This is a genomic window from Martelella mangrovi (assembly GCF_040545495.1).
In the GTDB taxonomy this organism is placed as follows: domain Bacteria; phylum Pseudomonadota; class Alphaproteobacteria; order Rhizobiales; family Rhizobiaceae; genus Martelella; species Martelella mangrovi.
The window spans coordinates 85,043-100,740 of record NZ_JBEPLY010000012.1; the positions used below are offsets into that span (position 1 = coordinate 85,043).

Annotated in this window: 15 protein-coding genes; 9 read left to right on the forward strand and 6 right to left on the reverse strand. The window is 59.9% G+C overall.

Annotated elements, in window-relative coordinates; genetic code table 11:
• Positions 1-86 precede the first annotated feature (86 nt).
• Complete coding sequence (locus ABID12_RS15925; protein ID WP_354435071.1) at positions 87-848, reverse strand: carboxymuconolactone decarboxylase family protein; 762 nt, start codon at positions 846-848, stop codon at positions 87-89.
• 127 nt (positions 849-975) lie between these two features.
• The gene (locus ABID12_RS15930; RefSeq protein WP_354435072.1) at positions 976-1,872 is read right to left on the reverse strand and encodes a LysR family transcriptional regulator; all 897 of its coding nucleotides are present in this window, start codon (positions 1,870-1,872) and stop codon (positions 976-978) included.
• A gap of 272 nt (positions 1,873-2,144) precedes the next feature.
• Between ABID12_RS15930 and ABID12_RS15935 the strand changes: the two genes are divergently transcribed.
• On the forward strand, positions 2,145-3,128 hold the full coding sequence (locus tag ABID12_RS15935; RefSeq protein ID WP_354435073.1) for an aldo/keto reductase: 984 nt from the start codon (positions 2,145-2,147) through the stop codon (positions 3,126-3,128).
• Between the two features lie 54 nt (positions 3,129-3,182).
• Here the strand turns inward: ABID12_RS15935 and ABID12_RS15940 are convergent, their stop codons facing one another.
• The 4 genes from ABID12_RS15940 to ABID12_RS15955 form a co-directional block, all read right to left on the reverse strand.
• Positions 3,183-3,365, reverse strand: coding sequence for a hypothetical protein (locus tag ABID12_RS15940; protein WP_354435074.1), 183 nt, complete (start codon positions 3,363-3,365; stop codon positions 3,183-3,185).
• Between the two features lie 37 nt (positions 3,366-3,402).
• A complete protein-coding gene (locus ABID12_RS15945; RefSeq protein WP_354435075.1) occupies positions 3,403-3,756 on the reverse strand; it encodes a cyclophilin-like fold protein in 354 nt (117 codons plus the stop codon).
• A 539-nt stretch (positions 3,757-4,295) separates the two neighbouring features.
• Entirely contained in the window at positions 4,296-4,787 is a 492-nt protein-coding gene (locus tag ABID12_RS15950) for a bacterioferritin (RefSeq protein WP_106302571.1), read from the reverse strand.
• Positions 4,788-5,105: 318 nt separating this feature from the next.
• A complete protein-coding gene (locus ABID12_RS15955) occupies positions 5,106-6,236 on the reverse strand; it encodes an NAD(P)/FAD-dependent oxidoreductase (RefSeq protein ID WP_354435076.1) in 1,131 nt (376 codons plus the stop codon).
• Between the two features lie 339 nt (positions 6,237-6,575).
• On the opposite strand from ABID12_RS15955, the gene ABID12_RS15960 reads away from it, so the two are divergent.
• From ABID12_RS15960 to ABID12_RS15995, 8 genes are all read left to right on the forward strand, one after another.
• A complete protein-coding gene (locus tag ABID12_RS15960) occupies positions 6,576-7,037 on the forward strand; it encodes a MarR family winged helix-turn-helix transcriptional regulator (RefSeq protein ID WP_354435077.1) in 462 nt (153 codons plus the stop codon).
• The gene (locus tag ABID12_RS15965; RefSeq protein WP_354435078.1) at positions 7,030-8,688 is read left to right on the forward strand and encodes an MFS transporter; all 1,659 of its coding nucleotides are present in this window, start codon (positions 7,030-7,032) and stop codon (positions 8,686-8,688) included. Before ABID12_RS15960 ends, ABID12_RS15965 begins: the two co-directional genes overlap by 8 nt.
• Before the next feature lie 18 nt (positions 8,689-8,706).
• On the forward strand, positions 8,707-9,747 hold the full coding sequence (locus tag ABID12_RS15970) for an HlyD family secretion protein (RefSeq protein ID WP_354435079.1): 1,041 nt from the start codon (positions 8,707-8,709) through the stop codon (positions 9,745-9,747).
• Positions 9,748-9,941: 194 nt separating this feature from the next.
• The gene (locus ABID12_RS15975; protein ID WP_354435080.1) at positions 9,942-10,775 is read left to right on the forward strand and encodes a GntR family transcriptional regulator; all 834 of its coding nucleotides are present in this window, start codon (positions 9,942-9,944) and stop codon (positions 10,773-10,775) included.
• Positions 10,772-12,286 (forward strand): ABC transporter substrate-binding protein, encoded by a 1,515-nt coding sequence (locus ABID12_RS15980; protein WP_354435081.1) that lies wholly within the window; start codon positions 10,772-10,774, stop codon positions 12,284-12,286. The genes ABID12_RS15975 and ABID12_RS15980 overlap by 4 nt, the downstream gene beginning before the upstream one ends.
• Before the next feature lie 111 nt (positions 12,287-12,397).
• The gene (locus ABID12_RS15985; RefSeq protein ID WP_354435082.1) at positions 12,398-13,894 is read left to right on the forward strand and encodes an ABC transporter substrate-binding protein; all 1,497 of its coding nucleotides are present in this window, start codon (positions 12,398-12,400) and stop codon (positions 13,892-13,894) included.
• A 9-nt stretch (positions 13,895-13,903) separates the two neighbouring features.
• Positions 13,904-14,833 (forward strand): ABC transporter permease, encoded by a 930-nt coding sequence (locus ABID12_RS15990; RefSeq protein ID WP_354435083.1) that lies wholly within the window; start codon positions 13,904-13,906, stop codon positions 14,831-14,833.
• Positions 14,830-15,696 carry an ABC transporter permease gene (locus ABID12_RS15995; RefSeq protein WP_319519063.1) on the forward strand — a complete coding sequence of 289 codons (867 nt, stop codon included), beginning with the start codon at positions 14,830-14,832 and terminating at the stop codon, positions 15,694-15,696. Before ABID12_RS15990 ends, ABID12_RS15995 begins: the two co-directional genes overlap by 4 nt.
• The last annotated feature ends 2 nt before the right edge of the window (positions 15,697-15,698 follow it).

Sequence of the window (15,698 nt, forward strand, 5' to 3'; positions counted from 1 at the left end):
AGGCCCGCTCATTCCTTGCAGCCATGAAAATAATTCATGGCTGCAAAAGGCAATACGCCGTCTTTCCATTCGACTTTCAATGGCAATCAGCCTTCGCGCGATTCAAACACGTCCTTGGCCACCGGCATTGCGGAAAACACCTTCGGCCAGCCGGTATAGAACGCAAGGTGGGCCAGAACGGCGCCGGCTTCTTCCTGTGTCAGGCCGTTGTCCATGGCCTTGTTGAGGTGGAAGCTCATCTGATCGGGCTGACCGGACGCGATCAACGCGGCAACGGTCACAAGGCTGCGGTCGCGCGGCTCAAGGTCCGGACGCAGCCACAGATCGAGGAACAGAAGCTGCTGGGTGTTGTCGACGACGCCCTGGCTGACATTACCGTAATTGGTCGACACAAGTTCCTGGCGCGCCGCCTCGGCTTCCTCGTCCAGCGACAGCAATTCCGGGTCCGGCGATGGCAGGTTTTCCGCAGTGACGCCGCGTTCGGCAAAAACAGGCTCCATGGCGGTCGCCGCAGCTGTGGCGTTGCCCCAGCCGGTGTAAAACGCCAGATGGGTGATGGTTTCAGCCAGTTCGGCAGGTTCGACGCCGGCATCGAGCGCAACGGCAGTAAACGCCGCCAGCTCTTCGGTCTGGTGCATGGTCATCATGGCGGCAAAGGTGACAAGCGCGCGATCGCGGGTGGAAAGCTCTTCACCTTTCCAGACCGTGCCGATCAGGTCCTTGCTCGAATAGTCCTGCAATGCCGGAGCGACCTTGCCGACAGCATCGGGAATCGTGGTCGAGACATCCTGTGCAGCGGCGCCGGTTGTCATGAAGGCAAGGGCGGAGGCTGTGATATATTTCTTCATTTCAGGTTTCCTCAAGATCCAGTGTCGGTCGCTATAATGGTTGTGACACTCATGATCTGGGGCGGGAACGACCACAGATAATACCCGGCTGCGCGAATACACTCATGCCTGAGGTTCATGAATGGGTTCAGGCCCGCTCGCGCAAGGCATCCAGCACGACCTGGAAGGCCGAAGACGGCCGTTCGCGGCTGGGATAATAAAAGTGAAAGCCCGGGAAATAGGGGCAATACTGCTCAAGGCAAAGCTCCAACTGGCCAGATGCGATCTCGGCATCGACAAGCCCTTCGGGCACAAGCGCAAGGCCATAACCGTCGCATGCAGCCCGCGCGACCGGGTTGATCGTGTTGAAACATATCTGTCCGTCGACCTTGACCCGGATATCCTTGCCGTCCTCATCCTCGAATTCCCAGGCATAAAGCGCACCATGGGTGGACAGGCGCAGGTTGATGCAGCGATGCTCGCTGAGCTGTTGCGGCGTTTCAGGCCTGCCGCGCGCGGCGAAATATGCGGGCGAACCGACGCAAACCATGCGTTCGTCGGGGCCGATGCGAATGGCAATCATCCCCTCGCTCACCTGCTCGCCGTAGCGCACGCCGGCATCGCACTGGGCAGAGGCCAGATCGGTAAAGCCATAATCCACCACGAATTCGACATTGACCCTGGGATGGTTTTCGAGCACCGGCGCAAGCTTCGGCCACATCAGCTTGTCGATGGCATAATCCGTCGACACGATCCGCACCGTGCCGGAGGGCTCCCCCCGGCTGTCGGTCAGGGCTTGCAAGCGCGCTTCGATGGTCTCGAAACACGGGCCCAGCGTCAAAAGCAGGTCCTCGCCCTCGATGGTCGGCGCCACGGAGCGCGTCGTTCGGGTCAGAAGCCGCAGGCCCAGCCGGGTTTCGAGCGCCTTGATGGTGTGGCTGAGCGCCGACTGGGAGACATTGAGCCGGGCCGCCGCACGGGTGAAACTGCGTTCCTCTGCGACAACCGACAATGCAATCAGATCATTGATATTCTCACGCAGCATGACTGTCTCCGAACGTTAAGGCGGGATGGCCGGATCGTATATATGTGCTCCGTTCATGAAAACCCACATTTATGTACAAGACAACACAGTGCCTCGGCCTGTTTGCGGTGTTTCTGCAAAACCGGCGACCGGAACATGAACCGGCTTCATTGTTGTCATGAACGTGATCCGCTGGTTTCAGCAGCGCACCGCCCCCAAATTCAAACAGGGGCGTCGGTGTGCCTGAACGGCATCGACCGATTATGCCGTCTGAACAACGGGAAGGAGCAATCATGCAGAAGCGAAAGCTTGGAAGCGGACTGGAAGTGTCTGCGCTGGCACTGGGTGCCATGGGATACGGCAAGGGCCGTGAAATCGACGACAGGCCGCAGATGATTGCGCTGCTGCGCGCAGCCGTCGACCATGGCATGGACTTTTTTGATACAGCCGAAGTCTACGGCCCCTGGAGCAACGAGGAGATGGTCGGCGAAGCCTTTTCCGGCATGCGCGACAAGGTGAAGATCGCGACCAAATTCGGCTGGGATATCGATCAGGAAACGGGCGAGCACCGCGGCGGCGTCAACAGTCGCCCCGAACAGATCCGCTCGGTGGCCGAAAAAAGCCTGAAACGGCTCAAGACCGATTATATCGACCTGTTCTATCAGCACCGCGTCGACCCCGATGTGCCGATGGAAGATGTCGCCGGAACGGTCAAAGACCTGATCGCGGAGGGCAAGGTTCGCTGGTTCGGCCTTTCGGAGGCCGGCGCCGGTTCCATCCGCCGCGCCCATGCGGTGCAGCCGGTCGCCGCACTTCAGAGCGAATATTCGCTGTGGACCCGGGAGCCGGAGGACGAGATCATCCCGACACTTGAGGAACTGGGTATCGGGCTGGTGCCGTTTTCGCCGCTCGGCAAGGGTTTCCTCACCGGCAAGATCGATACCGGCACGCAATTTGCGGACAACGATCTCCGCGCACAGATTCCCCGTTTTCAGGGGGATGCCCGAACAGCCAATCTGGAAATCGTCGATCTGCTGAAGCGGATGGCAAAGCGGCATGGCGCGACACCCGCTCAGGTCGCGCTGGCGTGGCTGCTGGAGCAAAAGCGATGGATCGTGCCGCTTTTCGGCACCCGGCGGATAGAGCGGTTTGAGGAAAATATCGGCGCGCTCCACATACGCCTGTCTGCTGCCGATCTGGCCGAGATCGATGCCGCCGGTTTCCGCACGACAGGGGAACGTTACCCCGAGGCAATCCTGAAACGCTCAGGGCTGTAGATGTAGGCGATCAGCACGGCCCGCCGCCCGAAAGGACGGCTGGCGTGTGTTGTTTCAGCCCTTGGCTGCAGCCGACTTTTCAATCACGTCCAGCACTTCGTGCAGGGCCACGCCATCTGCAAATGTCGGCGCGGTGCGGGTGACCGCCTCCATTCTGATCGGAAAACGGAGTGCGAAACAGAATTCCGCACACACGGATGTCTTGCGCCGCTGCACAAGATCAAGCGCAACCGGCAATCAACAAGCCCCCGCCGCATGGTTTCCGATCGTCAGTTCAGTCCGCCAGCCTTATTTGCACGGGGACCTCGCCGGCCTGCGTCAGGGCATCGATCGGGCCGTCGAATTCGCCGAGGCGGAGCAGGCCGCGTGAATCGGAAAATGGCTTGGTGAAGATCGCGATATTGCTCCACGGCACATATTGCGTGATATCGCCCTTTTTCGGCTTGTAGCTGGCCGGTGCATCGGTCGTATCGAGCTTGCGCGGCAGATCGGCGGTCTTTTCCACGCCGTTATAGTCGCTCAGTGTCAATTCGAGCGGCAGTAGCGAGGCGAAATCCCGGCCCGCTGGCGTATCGTCAAGCGTTGCGGGCAACACCTGGTCGCCGGCGATAACTTCTATTCTGATCATTTCGGCTCCTTTTGTAGTCCTGATCCCGGCATTCGGAAAACCGGCAGCAAGGAAGACGAATGCCAGCATGGCAACGGTTGCGTACACACGATATCGAATCATCATCTCTCCCTTTGCCTCTTTGAGGGTTAGATGGAGTATTTGAGTCCCGGGATAATACCCCGCAAGGCACAACCACTCATGAACAAGTCTCATCAATTATACAGAAATCGCTGCAGGATGCGCTATCCGGTGCGTCCTTTATTGTCGTAGCGCCTCTCCCATCGGTAGGGCTACCGCAGTTGGCCCTGAACCTCGCTCCATATACTCTCTCCCGCGTGCGGGAGAGATGCCCCGAAAGGGGCAGTGAGGGTGAAGCAGCGTGTCAATTTCGTGAGGGCGTCCGCGTGGATAGGCTCCCCCCTCACTGTCGCTTTCGCGACATCTCTCCCCTCCGGGGCGAGAAGACTTGGGGGCTGTGCGGCAAAGCCATATGCGATAGCCCTCCCGGCAAATGTTTGCCGGGAGGGAGGTTGTGCGTTTCGCAAGTTCAGAGGGTTTCAGTCCTCTGCATCGTCGTCATCGCCGAAGGCGACGAGTTTGGAACTGTAGGTCTTTTCGCCCAGACGCTCGATCAGGTCGAGCTGAAGCTCGAGCCAGGCCTTGTGGCCTTCCTCGTCCAGCACGATCTTTTCAAACAGGGTGCGGGTGCCGATATCGCCAAGATCTGCGGCAAGCCGGGCGCCCTCCGTATAGACCTTGATAGCCTCTTCTTCGTCGGCCATATCCGATTTGAACATTTCCGGCAGGGAATTGGCCTTCTTCGGCGCCTTGTCAAAGCCGAGTTCCGGCGCTTCCTTGAGGAAAAACAGTCTTTCCATGAACAGATCGGAATGGCCGAGTTCCTCGGTCATTTCCTCGCGCATCTGTGCAGCAAGCTTTGTCAGCCCCCAGTCGTCAAGCGTATGCGCGTGCAGCTGATACTGATGTGCAGCAGTCATCTCCATGTTGACGGCCCGCTGCAGATATTCAATCAACTTGTTGTTCGTCATCGCTTTACTCCTTTTGGTTCAGATATTCGGGCCAACCCGTTTGCGCCGCTGCATCTCAGACAGCACCGCATGCCCCATCCCGCCGACGTGAATGCCGCACCGAACGCACCGGCGCTCGTCACAGCAAACGCTTCGTCACGTCAGGCTTCGGGCCGGCGGCAGGCTATCACCACGGACGTGGCGCCGAAATGATCGCGGACAAGCAGCCGAAAATTCTTCGGTTCCTTCATCCCCGGCACGGACACTTGCGTCGGCCGTGTTCAGTTCGTCAAACGCATACTTCCTTGTATTTGTTGCATAGTTTCTCAGCTATTTCGCCTAGCCGCGAAACGCCCTGAGATAGTGTTTTTCAAAATACCGTTTCAACCAATGGAAGATTCTGCTTCTCGGCAGAAGGATGTTGCGCCGGAGATTGCGGAAAACCAGCACGCCGGTGTCCAGCATATCGACGATGCAGATCAGTTCGGGCTTGAAGTCACGGCGCGGTTGTTTGCCTTCAAGGGCAAGAGCGATATTTTCCGCAGCCGCAATCCCCTGCAAATCTGCCTGATGGGCCTGTTTCGGCATCCAGTCAGGTCCGGGATAGGACCCGGCGTCGCCAACCACCCAAAGACCGGGCCGGTCCCTGACGCGGCATTTTTCATCCGCCGCAACCATGCCGCCGGGCGACAGCGGCAAATCTGTGTTCTCCAGCCAGGACGGTCCCGTAAGCCCCGGCATGAACAGGATCAGATCCGCATCAAACGCGCCGCCTTCGGTGATGACCTTGTGTTCCTCGAAACCGACCATCTTGTGTCCAAGGCGGGTTTCGATATCGCGCCTTTCCATTTCCTTCAGCAAGGCATCGACGGCCTTGTCGCCGAGGCGTTGACCGGGCCGGTTGGACGGATTGAAGAACACCAGCCGGAATTTTTCGTGCCGCTTCTGCTTTCGCAACATCGTGTCGATGATAAACAGAAATTCGAACATCGGCCCACCGCGCACGGCGCCCTGCTCCTTTGGATTGGAGGCAAAGCCGATGGCAATGGTGCCGCCCTCCATATCGGCAAGGCGGCGGGCGATCTCCTCACCGACCGCGATCCCTTCACACGGCACCAGAGCATGCTCGATGCCGGGCAGTTTCCGGATGAACCGACCACCGGAGGCAATCACCACCTGATCGGCCTGATACGTGCCGTTATCGGTCAGCACCGTGCGGCCATCCCCTTCAAGACCCGTGACGCGTGCCCGAACATAATCAAGACGGTGTCTGGCGAAGAAGCCCGCCAACGGCACTTTCAGCTCGCCCCCTGAGCGCAGCCCGGCAGGCAGCCAGATCGCGCTTGGAAGATAGTGCAGCGTATCGCGCGGCGAGATCATCGTGATTGTCACCGCACTGTCCCGCTTGCGCAATTCACGCGCCGTGGTGAGCGCCGCAAACCCTGTTCCGATAATGATTACACTGGCCATCGCGTCGATCTTCCATAAATATACGATAATTCATACATACGTATTAATATCGCGAAAGACAAGGAAAGAGTGACCTTTGCAGGGTCGCTGCAGACTGCTGACAAAGCGCGTCCCGCGTTCTTTCATTATGCCGGCCTTGAGCCGGTATCCAGGGCCGCTTGTTGTGCGCTTCCCAAAAGAGTCTTTGCGCGCAAGGACTTGGCCCTTGCTGAATTCCGGCTCAAGGCCGGCATGACGGCGGAGCATAGCTGTGATTGCTGACAGGGCTTGCCAAGCGCGTTTCGCACTATTATGTAGCAGGCTACCTAATAGCCCAACATAGAATAGGCAGCTATAATTATGTCCGCACAGATCGACAACCGGCATGTGGCCTTCATGGAAAACCTGACGGTGGCGAGCCGGAAAATGCGGACCTATTACAACGCTCGGGTCGCCCGCTATGGCCTGACCTTTGCCAGGGCGCGGGTCATTCTTCTGCTTTCGAAAAACGAAACCATGAACCAGAGCGAGCTTGCATGCGAACTCGAACTGGAAAAACCGACCGTGGTGCGGTTGCTGGACCGCATGGAAGCACATGGCTTCATCGAGCGCCGGGCCGACCCGAACGACCGGCGCGCCAAGCTCATCGCGCTTTCGGCACATGGCACCGACATGGCGCGGGAGCTCGATATCATGCGCGCCGAGTTCTACGAGGCGGTGCTGGGGCCTGTCGGACCGGACGAACTTTTGATCGCGACCACCGTTTTCGAAACGATCATCGCCAAGGTCGACCAGATTATTCAGGACCGCCCCGATGACTGATCAAACCAGCGAAACCGCACCACAGGCCGCACCGCAGCCGGGGCCGCTTTATCCCGGCGCGCCGCCGCCCCAGCCACCCAAGCCGCTGCCGCAGCTTCTGGCCTACATGTTCGCCGCAACCGTAGTCGGCCTGACGCAGGGGCTGGGCATGTCGTTCATCACGGTCACGATCCAGCAGATCGCGGGACCGCTGAAGGCGACGACAGCGGAGGCAAGCTGGCTAATGGCGGCCTATCTGGCGCCCAATGCCTGCCTGACGCTGCTGTTGTTCAAGGTGCGCCAGCAGTTCGGCATCAGGCATTTTGCGGAAGTGTCGATCATTGTCTACGTGCTGATCAATCTCGGGCATTTGTGGGTCGACAGTTTTCAGACGGCACTGATCGTGCGCTTCTTCGCGGGCATTGCGGCGGCACCGATGACATCGATTTCGATCCTGTACATGCTCGAGGGCCTGCCGCGCGAAAAGAAGATGAGCATCGGCCTTTCCGGCGGCATGACCGTGATGCTGGCATCGACCCCGCTTGCCGGCGTCATTGCCCCCTATCTTTTCGATCATGGCGGTTTCCGGTCGCTCTATATCTGCGAAATCGGGATGGCGCTGCTTTCGCTCGCCCTGATCTTTCGCCTGCCTCTGGTTTCGGGCGAGCGCGTCAAGGTGATCAGCCGGGCCGACCTCATTTCGTTTTCCTTTCTCGCGCTCGGCATGGGAGCAATCACGGTGGCCCTGTCACTGGGGCGTATCTACTGGTGGACGGAGGTGCGCTGGACGGGAGCACTGCTGATCCTGGGCGTCGTCGCGCTGATGATCATGGCCATCATCGAGCTCAACCGCGAAGAACCGCTGCTTGATATCCGCTGGCTGACGTCTGCGGAAATTATCCATTTCACCGGCGCACTGATGGTTTTCCGGCTCATCCTGTCGGAGCAGTCGACCGGGGTGCGCTCCTTCTTCATCATGCTCGGTCTTTCCAACGAGCAGTTTGTCGGCCTTTACACGGTCATTCTCGTGGCCACCGTGGCAGCCGGCGTTACCTGTGCCGTCATACTGAAACCGGGCCGTGTTGCGCTGATGCATGGCATAGCGCTGGTGCTTCTCATCATCGGGAGCTGGCTCGACAGCCACGCGACCAGCATGTCACGCCCGCAGGACATGTTTCTCAGCCAGATCCTGATTGCCTTTGCCTCGGGACTGTTCATGCCGGCGGCCATGATGGTTGGGTTTATCGCCGCGCTGAAACGCGGACCGAATTACATCCTCAGCTTCATCATCGTGTTCGTGACCACCCAGCGGCTGGGTGCGATCATCGGCTCGGCCCTTTTCGGAAGTTTCGTTACCTGGCGTGAACAGGTGCACTCGGCAGCCCTCGTGCAGTCGTTGACACCGGATAATCCGCTGGTCGCAGAACGCATGCGGCAGCTTTCGGGCGCCTATGCCTCGACCATTTCCGATGGCGTCATTCGCACCGCAGAAGGTGCTGCGGCGCTGGCCAGGCAGACCACCCAGCAAGCCTATGTGCTGGCCTATGACGATGCTTTCCGTTTCACCACTCTGCTGGCCCTTCTGGCGCTGGTCGTTCTCATTCTCGACGTTGCCTTCGAGAAATGGGAAAGCGCGCGCATGCGCGCCCAGGCCGAAGGTCTTCCAGCCTGATTTTCAGGGATAACAAAAATGACACGAGCCCTACGTTCACTTGCGACCTATGCCGTTTTCGGCATTGGACTTCTCGGCATTCTGGCGCTGCTGTTCGCCTGGCGGTTCCCGCCCTTTGATTTTGCCGATCCGCGAACCGATGATGCCTATGTGCAGGGACAGGTGACGCTGCTTTCCCCGCAGCTTTCCGGTGTCGTGGCCGACGTTCCGGTGCACGATTTCCAGCACGTCAGCAAGGGCGATCTGCTGGTACGTATCGACGACAATATCTTTGCCCAGCAACTGGCCGAGACCGAGGCCGCGCTCGAGGCCGCCCGCACCGCGCTTCGCGGCAATGCCCAGGCGCAGGAAACCGCCCGGGCACAGATCACGTCATCGCAGGCCGGCGTGGCAAGCGCCGAAGCCGCACTCGACAACGCCACCTCCCAATGGCAGCGCAAGCAAAGGCTGAGCAAGCAGCAGGTCGTCTCCGAGAGCAGTCTCGAAACGGCGCGCGCAACGCTCGACCAGGCAAAGGCGGCCCTTGATCGGGCCAAGGCAGAACTCGACGTCGCCAGACAGTCACTCAAATCCGCCGTCATCGACAGGGACACGCTGAAATCGAAGGTCAGCTCGGCGGAAGCTGCCCGCGCTCTTGCGCAGATCAACCTTGAAAACACGCAGATCACGGCACCACGGGACGGAACCCTCGGTCAGGTGAAGGTTCATGTCGGGCAATATGTTTCGGCCGGTTCCCAGCTCGTCGCGCTCGTTCCCGAGGATGTATGGGTGATTGCCAACTACAAGGAAACACAGCTTTCCGGCATGGAAATCGGACAACAAGTCACCTTCAGCGTCGATGCACTCGACGGCGAACGGTTCACCGGCCGGGTGGAACGTTTTTCGCCTGCCGCAGGCTCCGAGTTCGCCGTCATCAAGCCGGACAACGCGACCGGCAATTTCACCAAGGTGGCCCAGCGGGTGCCCGTTCGCATTGCCATCGATCCCGGTCAGAAAGATGCCGACAAGCTGGTCCCCGGCCTTTCGGTCATCACCACGGTCGACGTGGGAAAGGGATGAAAACAGGCGGCAGAAAAGCGCCCTGAAACCATTGCAGAAAACAGATCGGTCCGCGGCTTATTGCCGTGGACAGTGCCCGCTTGCGCGATGCAACGCGATAGAAACATCAACAACGCGATATAAAGATTTTAAGACCTAGCATTTGACATTTTCATACATCCGTTAAAACATGTTCAAAAAAAGGGAACAGATGGATGTATGACGACAATTCGCCGTTTTCGCCGAAGGACCGCCAGAAGACGCCGGAGCCGCTGAAGCCGGTTCAGAAGGCGGCGTTTGCGGAGGAACGGCTGACGCAGGCGATATTGTGGTGCGAGCTGGAACCGGGGCTGACGATTACCGAGGCCGCGCTTGCCACACGGTTCGGCCTTGGCCGGGCAGCAACGCGGGTGGCGCTGGCGAGGCTTTCGACGCTGGGTTTCATGCTGTCGATCCCGCGCGAGGGCTGGCGGGTTCTGCCGATGAGTGGCGCCCTTGTCGGCCAGGTCGTCGATGCACGCCGGATGGCCGAACCGGCGCTTGCCTCACTCACCCTCGACGCGCAGAAGAGCGCGCGGCTTTTCGAACTGGCCGACATGATCGAAGCCGTCGGCGGCGCGCACGAAGAGGCCGCCCGGACCACCCGCACCGGCTATGAGCGGACATTCCGGGCCGAACTTTCATCCGAGCTCAATCCGTTTGTCGCGACATTCGTGGAGCGGCTCTGGGACCATTCGGACCGGATCGTCCATTTCTTTGAAAAACAGGGCGCGGCGCCAATGCCTGCGCTCAGGGCATCGGCCATTGCCGCCGCCCTTCGTGACGGCCGCGCGGATGACGCGCGTGCTTTTCTTGACGAGGCCATCGAACAGTTCAGAAGCTTTGCCAGCGACGCTCTCCTGAACAATCAAAGCGAGCTGGCACTGACCGGAGGCACAAAACCTCAGGAGAAAGCGCCGACACAAAAACAATACGGCGTATCTCCTCAAACAGGTCCTGACCGTGCGGCCTCCCGCGGCTGGACCTCCAGCAAGGGGAATAGTTCATGACATACGTATTCGGCGTGGGGCGGCGCATTGCGCCCGTTCTGTTATCGCTCGCTGTCGCGCTGACGGGCGCAATTGCAGCGCAGGCGAAAGACACACTCACCATCGATCTGGTCAACGAACCGGCCACACTCGACCCGCAGAAACAGTGGAACCCGGACAGTTACTACGTCTACCGCAACATCTTCGACAACATGCTGACCCGCGACAATGACGGCGAAATCGTGCCGCAGGTCGCGACCGAATGGGAACAGGTCAGCGATACCGAAGTGGTATTCACACTGCGCGACGACATCGTCTTTCACGATGGCGAGAAGCTGACCGCGGACGATGTGGTCTACACGATCGAACGCATCACCGATCCGGATTTTGCCAGCCCCCAGCTCAGCCAGTTCAACAAGATCATCAAGGCCGAGGCGATCGACGATCACACGGTCAAGCTGACGACAGACGGGTCCTATCCGGCTCTTCTGGCGCAACTGGTCAAGCTCTCGATCATTCCCGAACATGTCGCCTCCGCCATGACGCCGGAAGAGTTCAACGCCCATCCGGTCGGCAGCGGTCCTTATGCGCTTGAAGCCTGGAACCGCGGCGTCGATGTCGTGCTGAAACGCAATGACGATTACTGGGGCGACAAGGGCCCGTTTGCAACCGTGATCTTCAAGGGCGTTCCGGAAGCGGCAACCCGACTTGCCAATCTTCAGGCCGGTGCGGCCGATTTGGTGGTAACGCTTGATTCCGATCTTGCCACCCAGCTTGAAACCAGCGGCAAGGGCAAGCCGCTCGCCGTCAACACCGAACGCGTCGCCTATTTCGCGCTCAACAGCCAGCAGGCCCCGCTCGACAATCCCGAACTGCGCAAGGCCATCGGCTATGCCATCGACCGCGAAGGCATCGTCGAAGGCGTGCTTGCCGGTTATCCGAAGGTGGTCGACGAAATGCTGTCGCCGGCGCATTTCGGCTACAGCGGCGAGATTGACGGCTATGCCTATGATCCCGACAAGGCCGCGGAGATGATTGCCGCAATCGGCCCGGATGCGGAGGTCGAGATGCAGCTTGCAACAGCGCCCGTCTACGACCAGCGCGTGGTGCAGGCCGTCCAGCAGATGCTCAACGATGCGGGCATGAATGTCTCGCTGAAGATGACCGACATGGCCACATGGCTGAAGGACCAGCAATCCTCCAACGATGTCGCGCCGATGCTGACATTCTCGCGCTGGTCATGCGCCTGCCAGGACCCGGACGGCATCATGTATCCGCTGCTGCATTCCTCTTCCAACTGGTCGCGCGTTTCCGATCCCGAGATCGACGCACTTCTGGATGAGGCCCGCAGCGAGCTGGACGAGGAAAAGCGTGCCGATCTTTACAGACAGGTGAACGAAATCGCCGTCGACAATGCCTATATCCTGCCGCTCTATCAGGCCGCCATCATCTATGGCGCGGCCGAAGCGCTCGAATGGCAGCCGACCTCGAACGAGAGCATGTTCCTCAACCGGATGAGCTGGACGGAATAGTTTTTCCCGCACCCGCTCATTCGCTCATGTTGATGGCTGGCGTTCGCCGCCGGCCATCGCCATCCTCCATCCCGAACCATAAAGACCCCTTTCAGAACACGGAGTCAGATCTTGTCTATCAGAACGACTGTTGCCATCGCCGCCATTGCTGCCGCGCTGAGTGCCGGTGTCGCACAGGCGAAAGACCAGCTCGTGGTCGATCTCGTCAACGAGCCGTCGACGCTCGATCCGCACATGCAGTGGAACCCGGACAGCTATTACGTCTACCGCAATATCTTCGACAACATCGTCACCCGCGACAATGACGGCGAGATCGTTCCGCAGGTGGCCACCGCCTGGGAATGGCTGTCGGACACCGAGCTGGAACTGACGATCCGCGACGACATCACCTTCCATGACGGCGAGAAGCTGACGGCCGACGACGTGGTCTATTCGGTCAAGCGCATCACGGACCCGGACCTCGCCAGCCCGCAGATCGGCCAGTTCGCCGCCATCATCGATGCGGAAAAGACGGCCGACAACAAGGTCGTGCTGACAACCGACGGCCCCTATCCGGTTCTTCTGGCGCAGCTCGTCAAACTCTCGGTCGTGCCCGAACATGTGGTTGCCAATGAGAGCGAACAGGACTTCAACGCCAACCCGATCGGTTCCGGCCCCTACACGTTCGAGACATGGGATCGCGGCGTCTCCGTCACGCTCGACAAGAACGATGATTACTGGGGCGATCAGGGCGCATTCGAAACCGTCAACTTCAAGGCCGTTCCGGATGCCTCCACCCGCGTTGCCAATCTGCGAGCCGGCACAGCCGACCTGATCGTTTCCATCGACAGCGACCAGGCCATGCAGCTTGAAACCGCAGGCAATGTGAAGGTGCTGACGGCGCCGACCGAACGCGTCGCCTTCATGGGCATGAACACGCTGGTGCCGCCGCTCAATGATCCGGAACTGCGCCGTGCTGCGGCCATGGCAATTGACCGCGAAGGCATTGCACTCGGTCTTCTCGGCGGCGGCGAGCAGGTCGTCGGCCAGATGGCGACGTCCGCGCATTTCGGCTATGTCGACGGCATTGACCCTATCCCCTACGACCCGGAACAGGCAGCCGAAATCATCGCCGCCAAGGGCGATGCGGCCACGGTTCCGATGACATTCGCCACCTCGCCGGTCTTCGATCAGCGCATTGTCCAGGCGATCCAGCAGATGCTGAACGAGGCCGGCTTCAACGTCGAAATCGGGCTCACCGACATGGCAACCTATCTGAAAAAGGCACAGAACGCCGATCCCGAGCAGCGTCCGCAGCTCAATTTCGGCCGCTGGTCCTGCGCCTGCCAGGATGTCGACGGCGTCGAGTTCCCGCTGCTGCACTCCTCGTCCAACTGGTCGCGCGTCAACGATCCCGAACTCGATGCGCTTCTGGAAGACGCCCGCACCACGGTCGACAGCGACCAGCGGCTGGATGACTATGCCAAGGTGGCTGAGATCGTGAAGGACAACACCTATATCCTGCCGCTCTATCAGGCGACCGCCCTTTATGGCGCGGCCGGTGCGCTGGAATGGCAGCCGACGGCCAATGAAAGCATGTTCATCAATCGCATGAGCTGGTCCGAATAGGCTTTACCCATGGGCTATTTCCTCCTGCGTCGCCTCTGGCAGTCTCTCATCACGCTGTTCGGCGTGATGACGCTGATCTTCTTTATTCAGCGGCTGACGGGCGACCCGACCTATCTTCTGGTCCCGGAAACGGCGACGCAGCAGGATATCGAGGCGCTTCGCCATGCGCTGGGCCTCGACCGCCCGCTTGTCGTGCAATATCTCGACTTTCTCTGGCAGATGGCGCGTTTCGATCTCGGCACCTCCTATGTCCAGAACGTGCCGGTCTCGACCATCATTTTATCGCGCCTGCCCTATACGCTTGAACTTGCCGGCGGTGCGCTGCTGGTCGCGCTCGCCATCGGCCTGCCGCTGGGCCTGATCCTGGCCATCGGCAGCAAGTCGCGGCTGACCAGCCCGCTGATGGGCATGGTTCTGGCCGCGCAAAGCCTGCCGACCTTCTGGAGCGGCATTCTGATGATCATGTTTTTCGGCGTGTTTCTCGGCTGGCTGCCGCCATCGGGCACCGGCTCGTGGCTCAACCTGATCATGCCGTCGATTGCGCTCGGGCTTTTGTCGATGGCAACCTTCGCGCGGATCATGCGTAGTTCGGTCATCGACGAAATGTCCAAGGACTATATCCGTTCGGCCCGCGCGCGCGGCGTCGGCACACGGCGGCTGGTGATCCGCCATCTCCTCAGGAATTCTGCCATTCCGGTGATTTCGATTACCGCGATTGAAATCTCGCAACTGCTGGCCGGCGCGGTGATTGTCGAAACGGTGTTCGCATGGCCGGGCCTCGGGCTCTTAACCGTGCAATCGGTTGTCGCCCGCGACTTTGTCATCGTTCAGGGCGTCGTCATGCTCGGTGCGGTGGTGACGATTGCCATGAACTTCTTCGCCGACCTGCTCTACAGCCTCGTCGACCCCAGAATCCGGCTTGATGGAGCGACCCGTTGAAATCCTCTGCCCGTTTCATCAAGACCCTTTTCATTCCCGCCTCCGGCCGGTCGATCCCGGTCGGTGTCTTCGTCATCATCGTGCTCTGTCTGGTGGCCATGGCCGCCTTTGCGCCGTGGCTTGCCCCGGTCGATCCCAACAAGCAGAACCTGCTCGGACGGCTGAAGCCGCCGGGCACGGAAATCCGCGGCACATATTTCCTGCTGGGCTCCGACGAGCTTGGCCGCGACCTCCTAAGCCGGGTCATCTACGGCGCACGGATTTCGCTGTCGGTCGCCGTGCTCTCGGTGCTGCTTTCCGGCATCACCGGCACGCTTCTCGGCATGGCCGCCGGCTATATGCGCGGCACGGTCGAAACCGTCATCATGCGCCTTGTCGACATCTTCCTGTCGATCCCGGCCATTCTTCTGGCGATCATCACCGTTGCCGTTCTCGGCCCCGGCTTCATCAATGTGGTTCTGGTTCTGGGGCTGACCCGCTGGCCGCGCTATGCCCGCGTGGCCTACGGCCAAACGCTGTCGGTCGCCAACATGCCCTATGTGCGGCTTTCGCGCGCCATGGGGGCAAGCTGGATACGGGTGCTCGGCCTGCATGTCCTGCCCAACATCGTGGCCGCCCTTTCCGTCGTCGCCACGCTGGAATTCGGCCTGATGGTGCTGTTCGAGGCCGGGCTTTCATTCCTAGGGCTCGGCGTCCAGCCGCCGACGGCAAGCTGGGGCGCGATGCTTTCGGTCGGGCGCAACTATGTCTCCAATGCCTGGTGGATCGCCACCTTCCCCGGCATCTGTCTCTTTCTTCTGGTGCTGTCGATCAACCTGATCGGCGACGCGCTGAGCGATTATCTCAATCCAAAATCACGGTAGAA

Bases quoted from the DNA above. Each gene is read 5' to 3' on its own strand.
- ABID12_RS15925 (WP_354435071.1), bottom strand. From the start codon at position 848: ATGAAGAAATATATCACAGCCTCCGCCCTTGCCTTCATGACAACCGGC.
- ABID12_RS15930 (WP_354435072.1), bottom strand. From the start codon at position 1,872: ATGCTGCGTGAGAATATCAATGATCTGATTGCATTGTCGGTTGTCGCA.
- ABID12_RS15935 (WP_354435073.1), top strand. From the start codon at position 2,145: ATGCAGAAGCGAAAGCTTGGAAGCGGACTGGAAGTGTCTGCGCTGGCA.
- ABID12_RS15945 (WP_354435075.1), bottom strand. From the start codon at position 3,756: ATGATCAGAATAGAAGTTATCGCCGGCGACCAGGTGTTGCCCGCAACG.
- ABID12_RS15950 (WP_106302571.1), bottom strand. From the start codon at position 4,787: ATGACGAACAACAAGTTGATTGAATATCTGCAGCGGGCCGTCAACATG.
- ABID12_RS15955 (WP_354435076.1), bottom strand. From the start codon at position 6,236: ATGGCCAGTGTAATCATTATCGGAACAGGGTTTGCGGCGCTCACCACG.
- ABID12_RS15960 (WP_354435077.1), top strand. From the start codon at position 6,576: ATGTCCGCACAGATCGACAACCGGCATGTGGCCTTCATGGAAAACCTG.
- ABID12_RS15965 (WP_354435078.1), top strand. From the start codon at position 7,030: ATGACTGATCAAACCAGCGAAACCGCACCACAGGCCGCACCGCAGCCG.
- ABID12_RS15970 (WP_354435079.1), top strand. From the start codon at position 8,707: ATGACACGAGCCCTACGTTCACTTGCGACCTATGCCGTTTTCGGCATT.
- ABID12_RS15975 (WP_354435080.1), top strand. From the start codon at position 9,942: ATGTATGACGACAATTCGCCGTTTTCGCCGAAGGACCGCCAGAAGACG.
- ABID12_RS15980 (WP_354435081.1), top strand. From the start codon at position 10,772: ATGACATACGTATTCGGCGTGGGGCGGCGCATTGCGCCCGTTCTGTTA.
- ABID12_RS15990 (WP_354435083.1), top strand. From the start codon at position 13,904: ATGGGCTATTTCCTCCTGCGTCGCCTCTGGCAGTCTCTCATCACGCTG.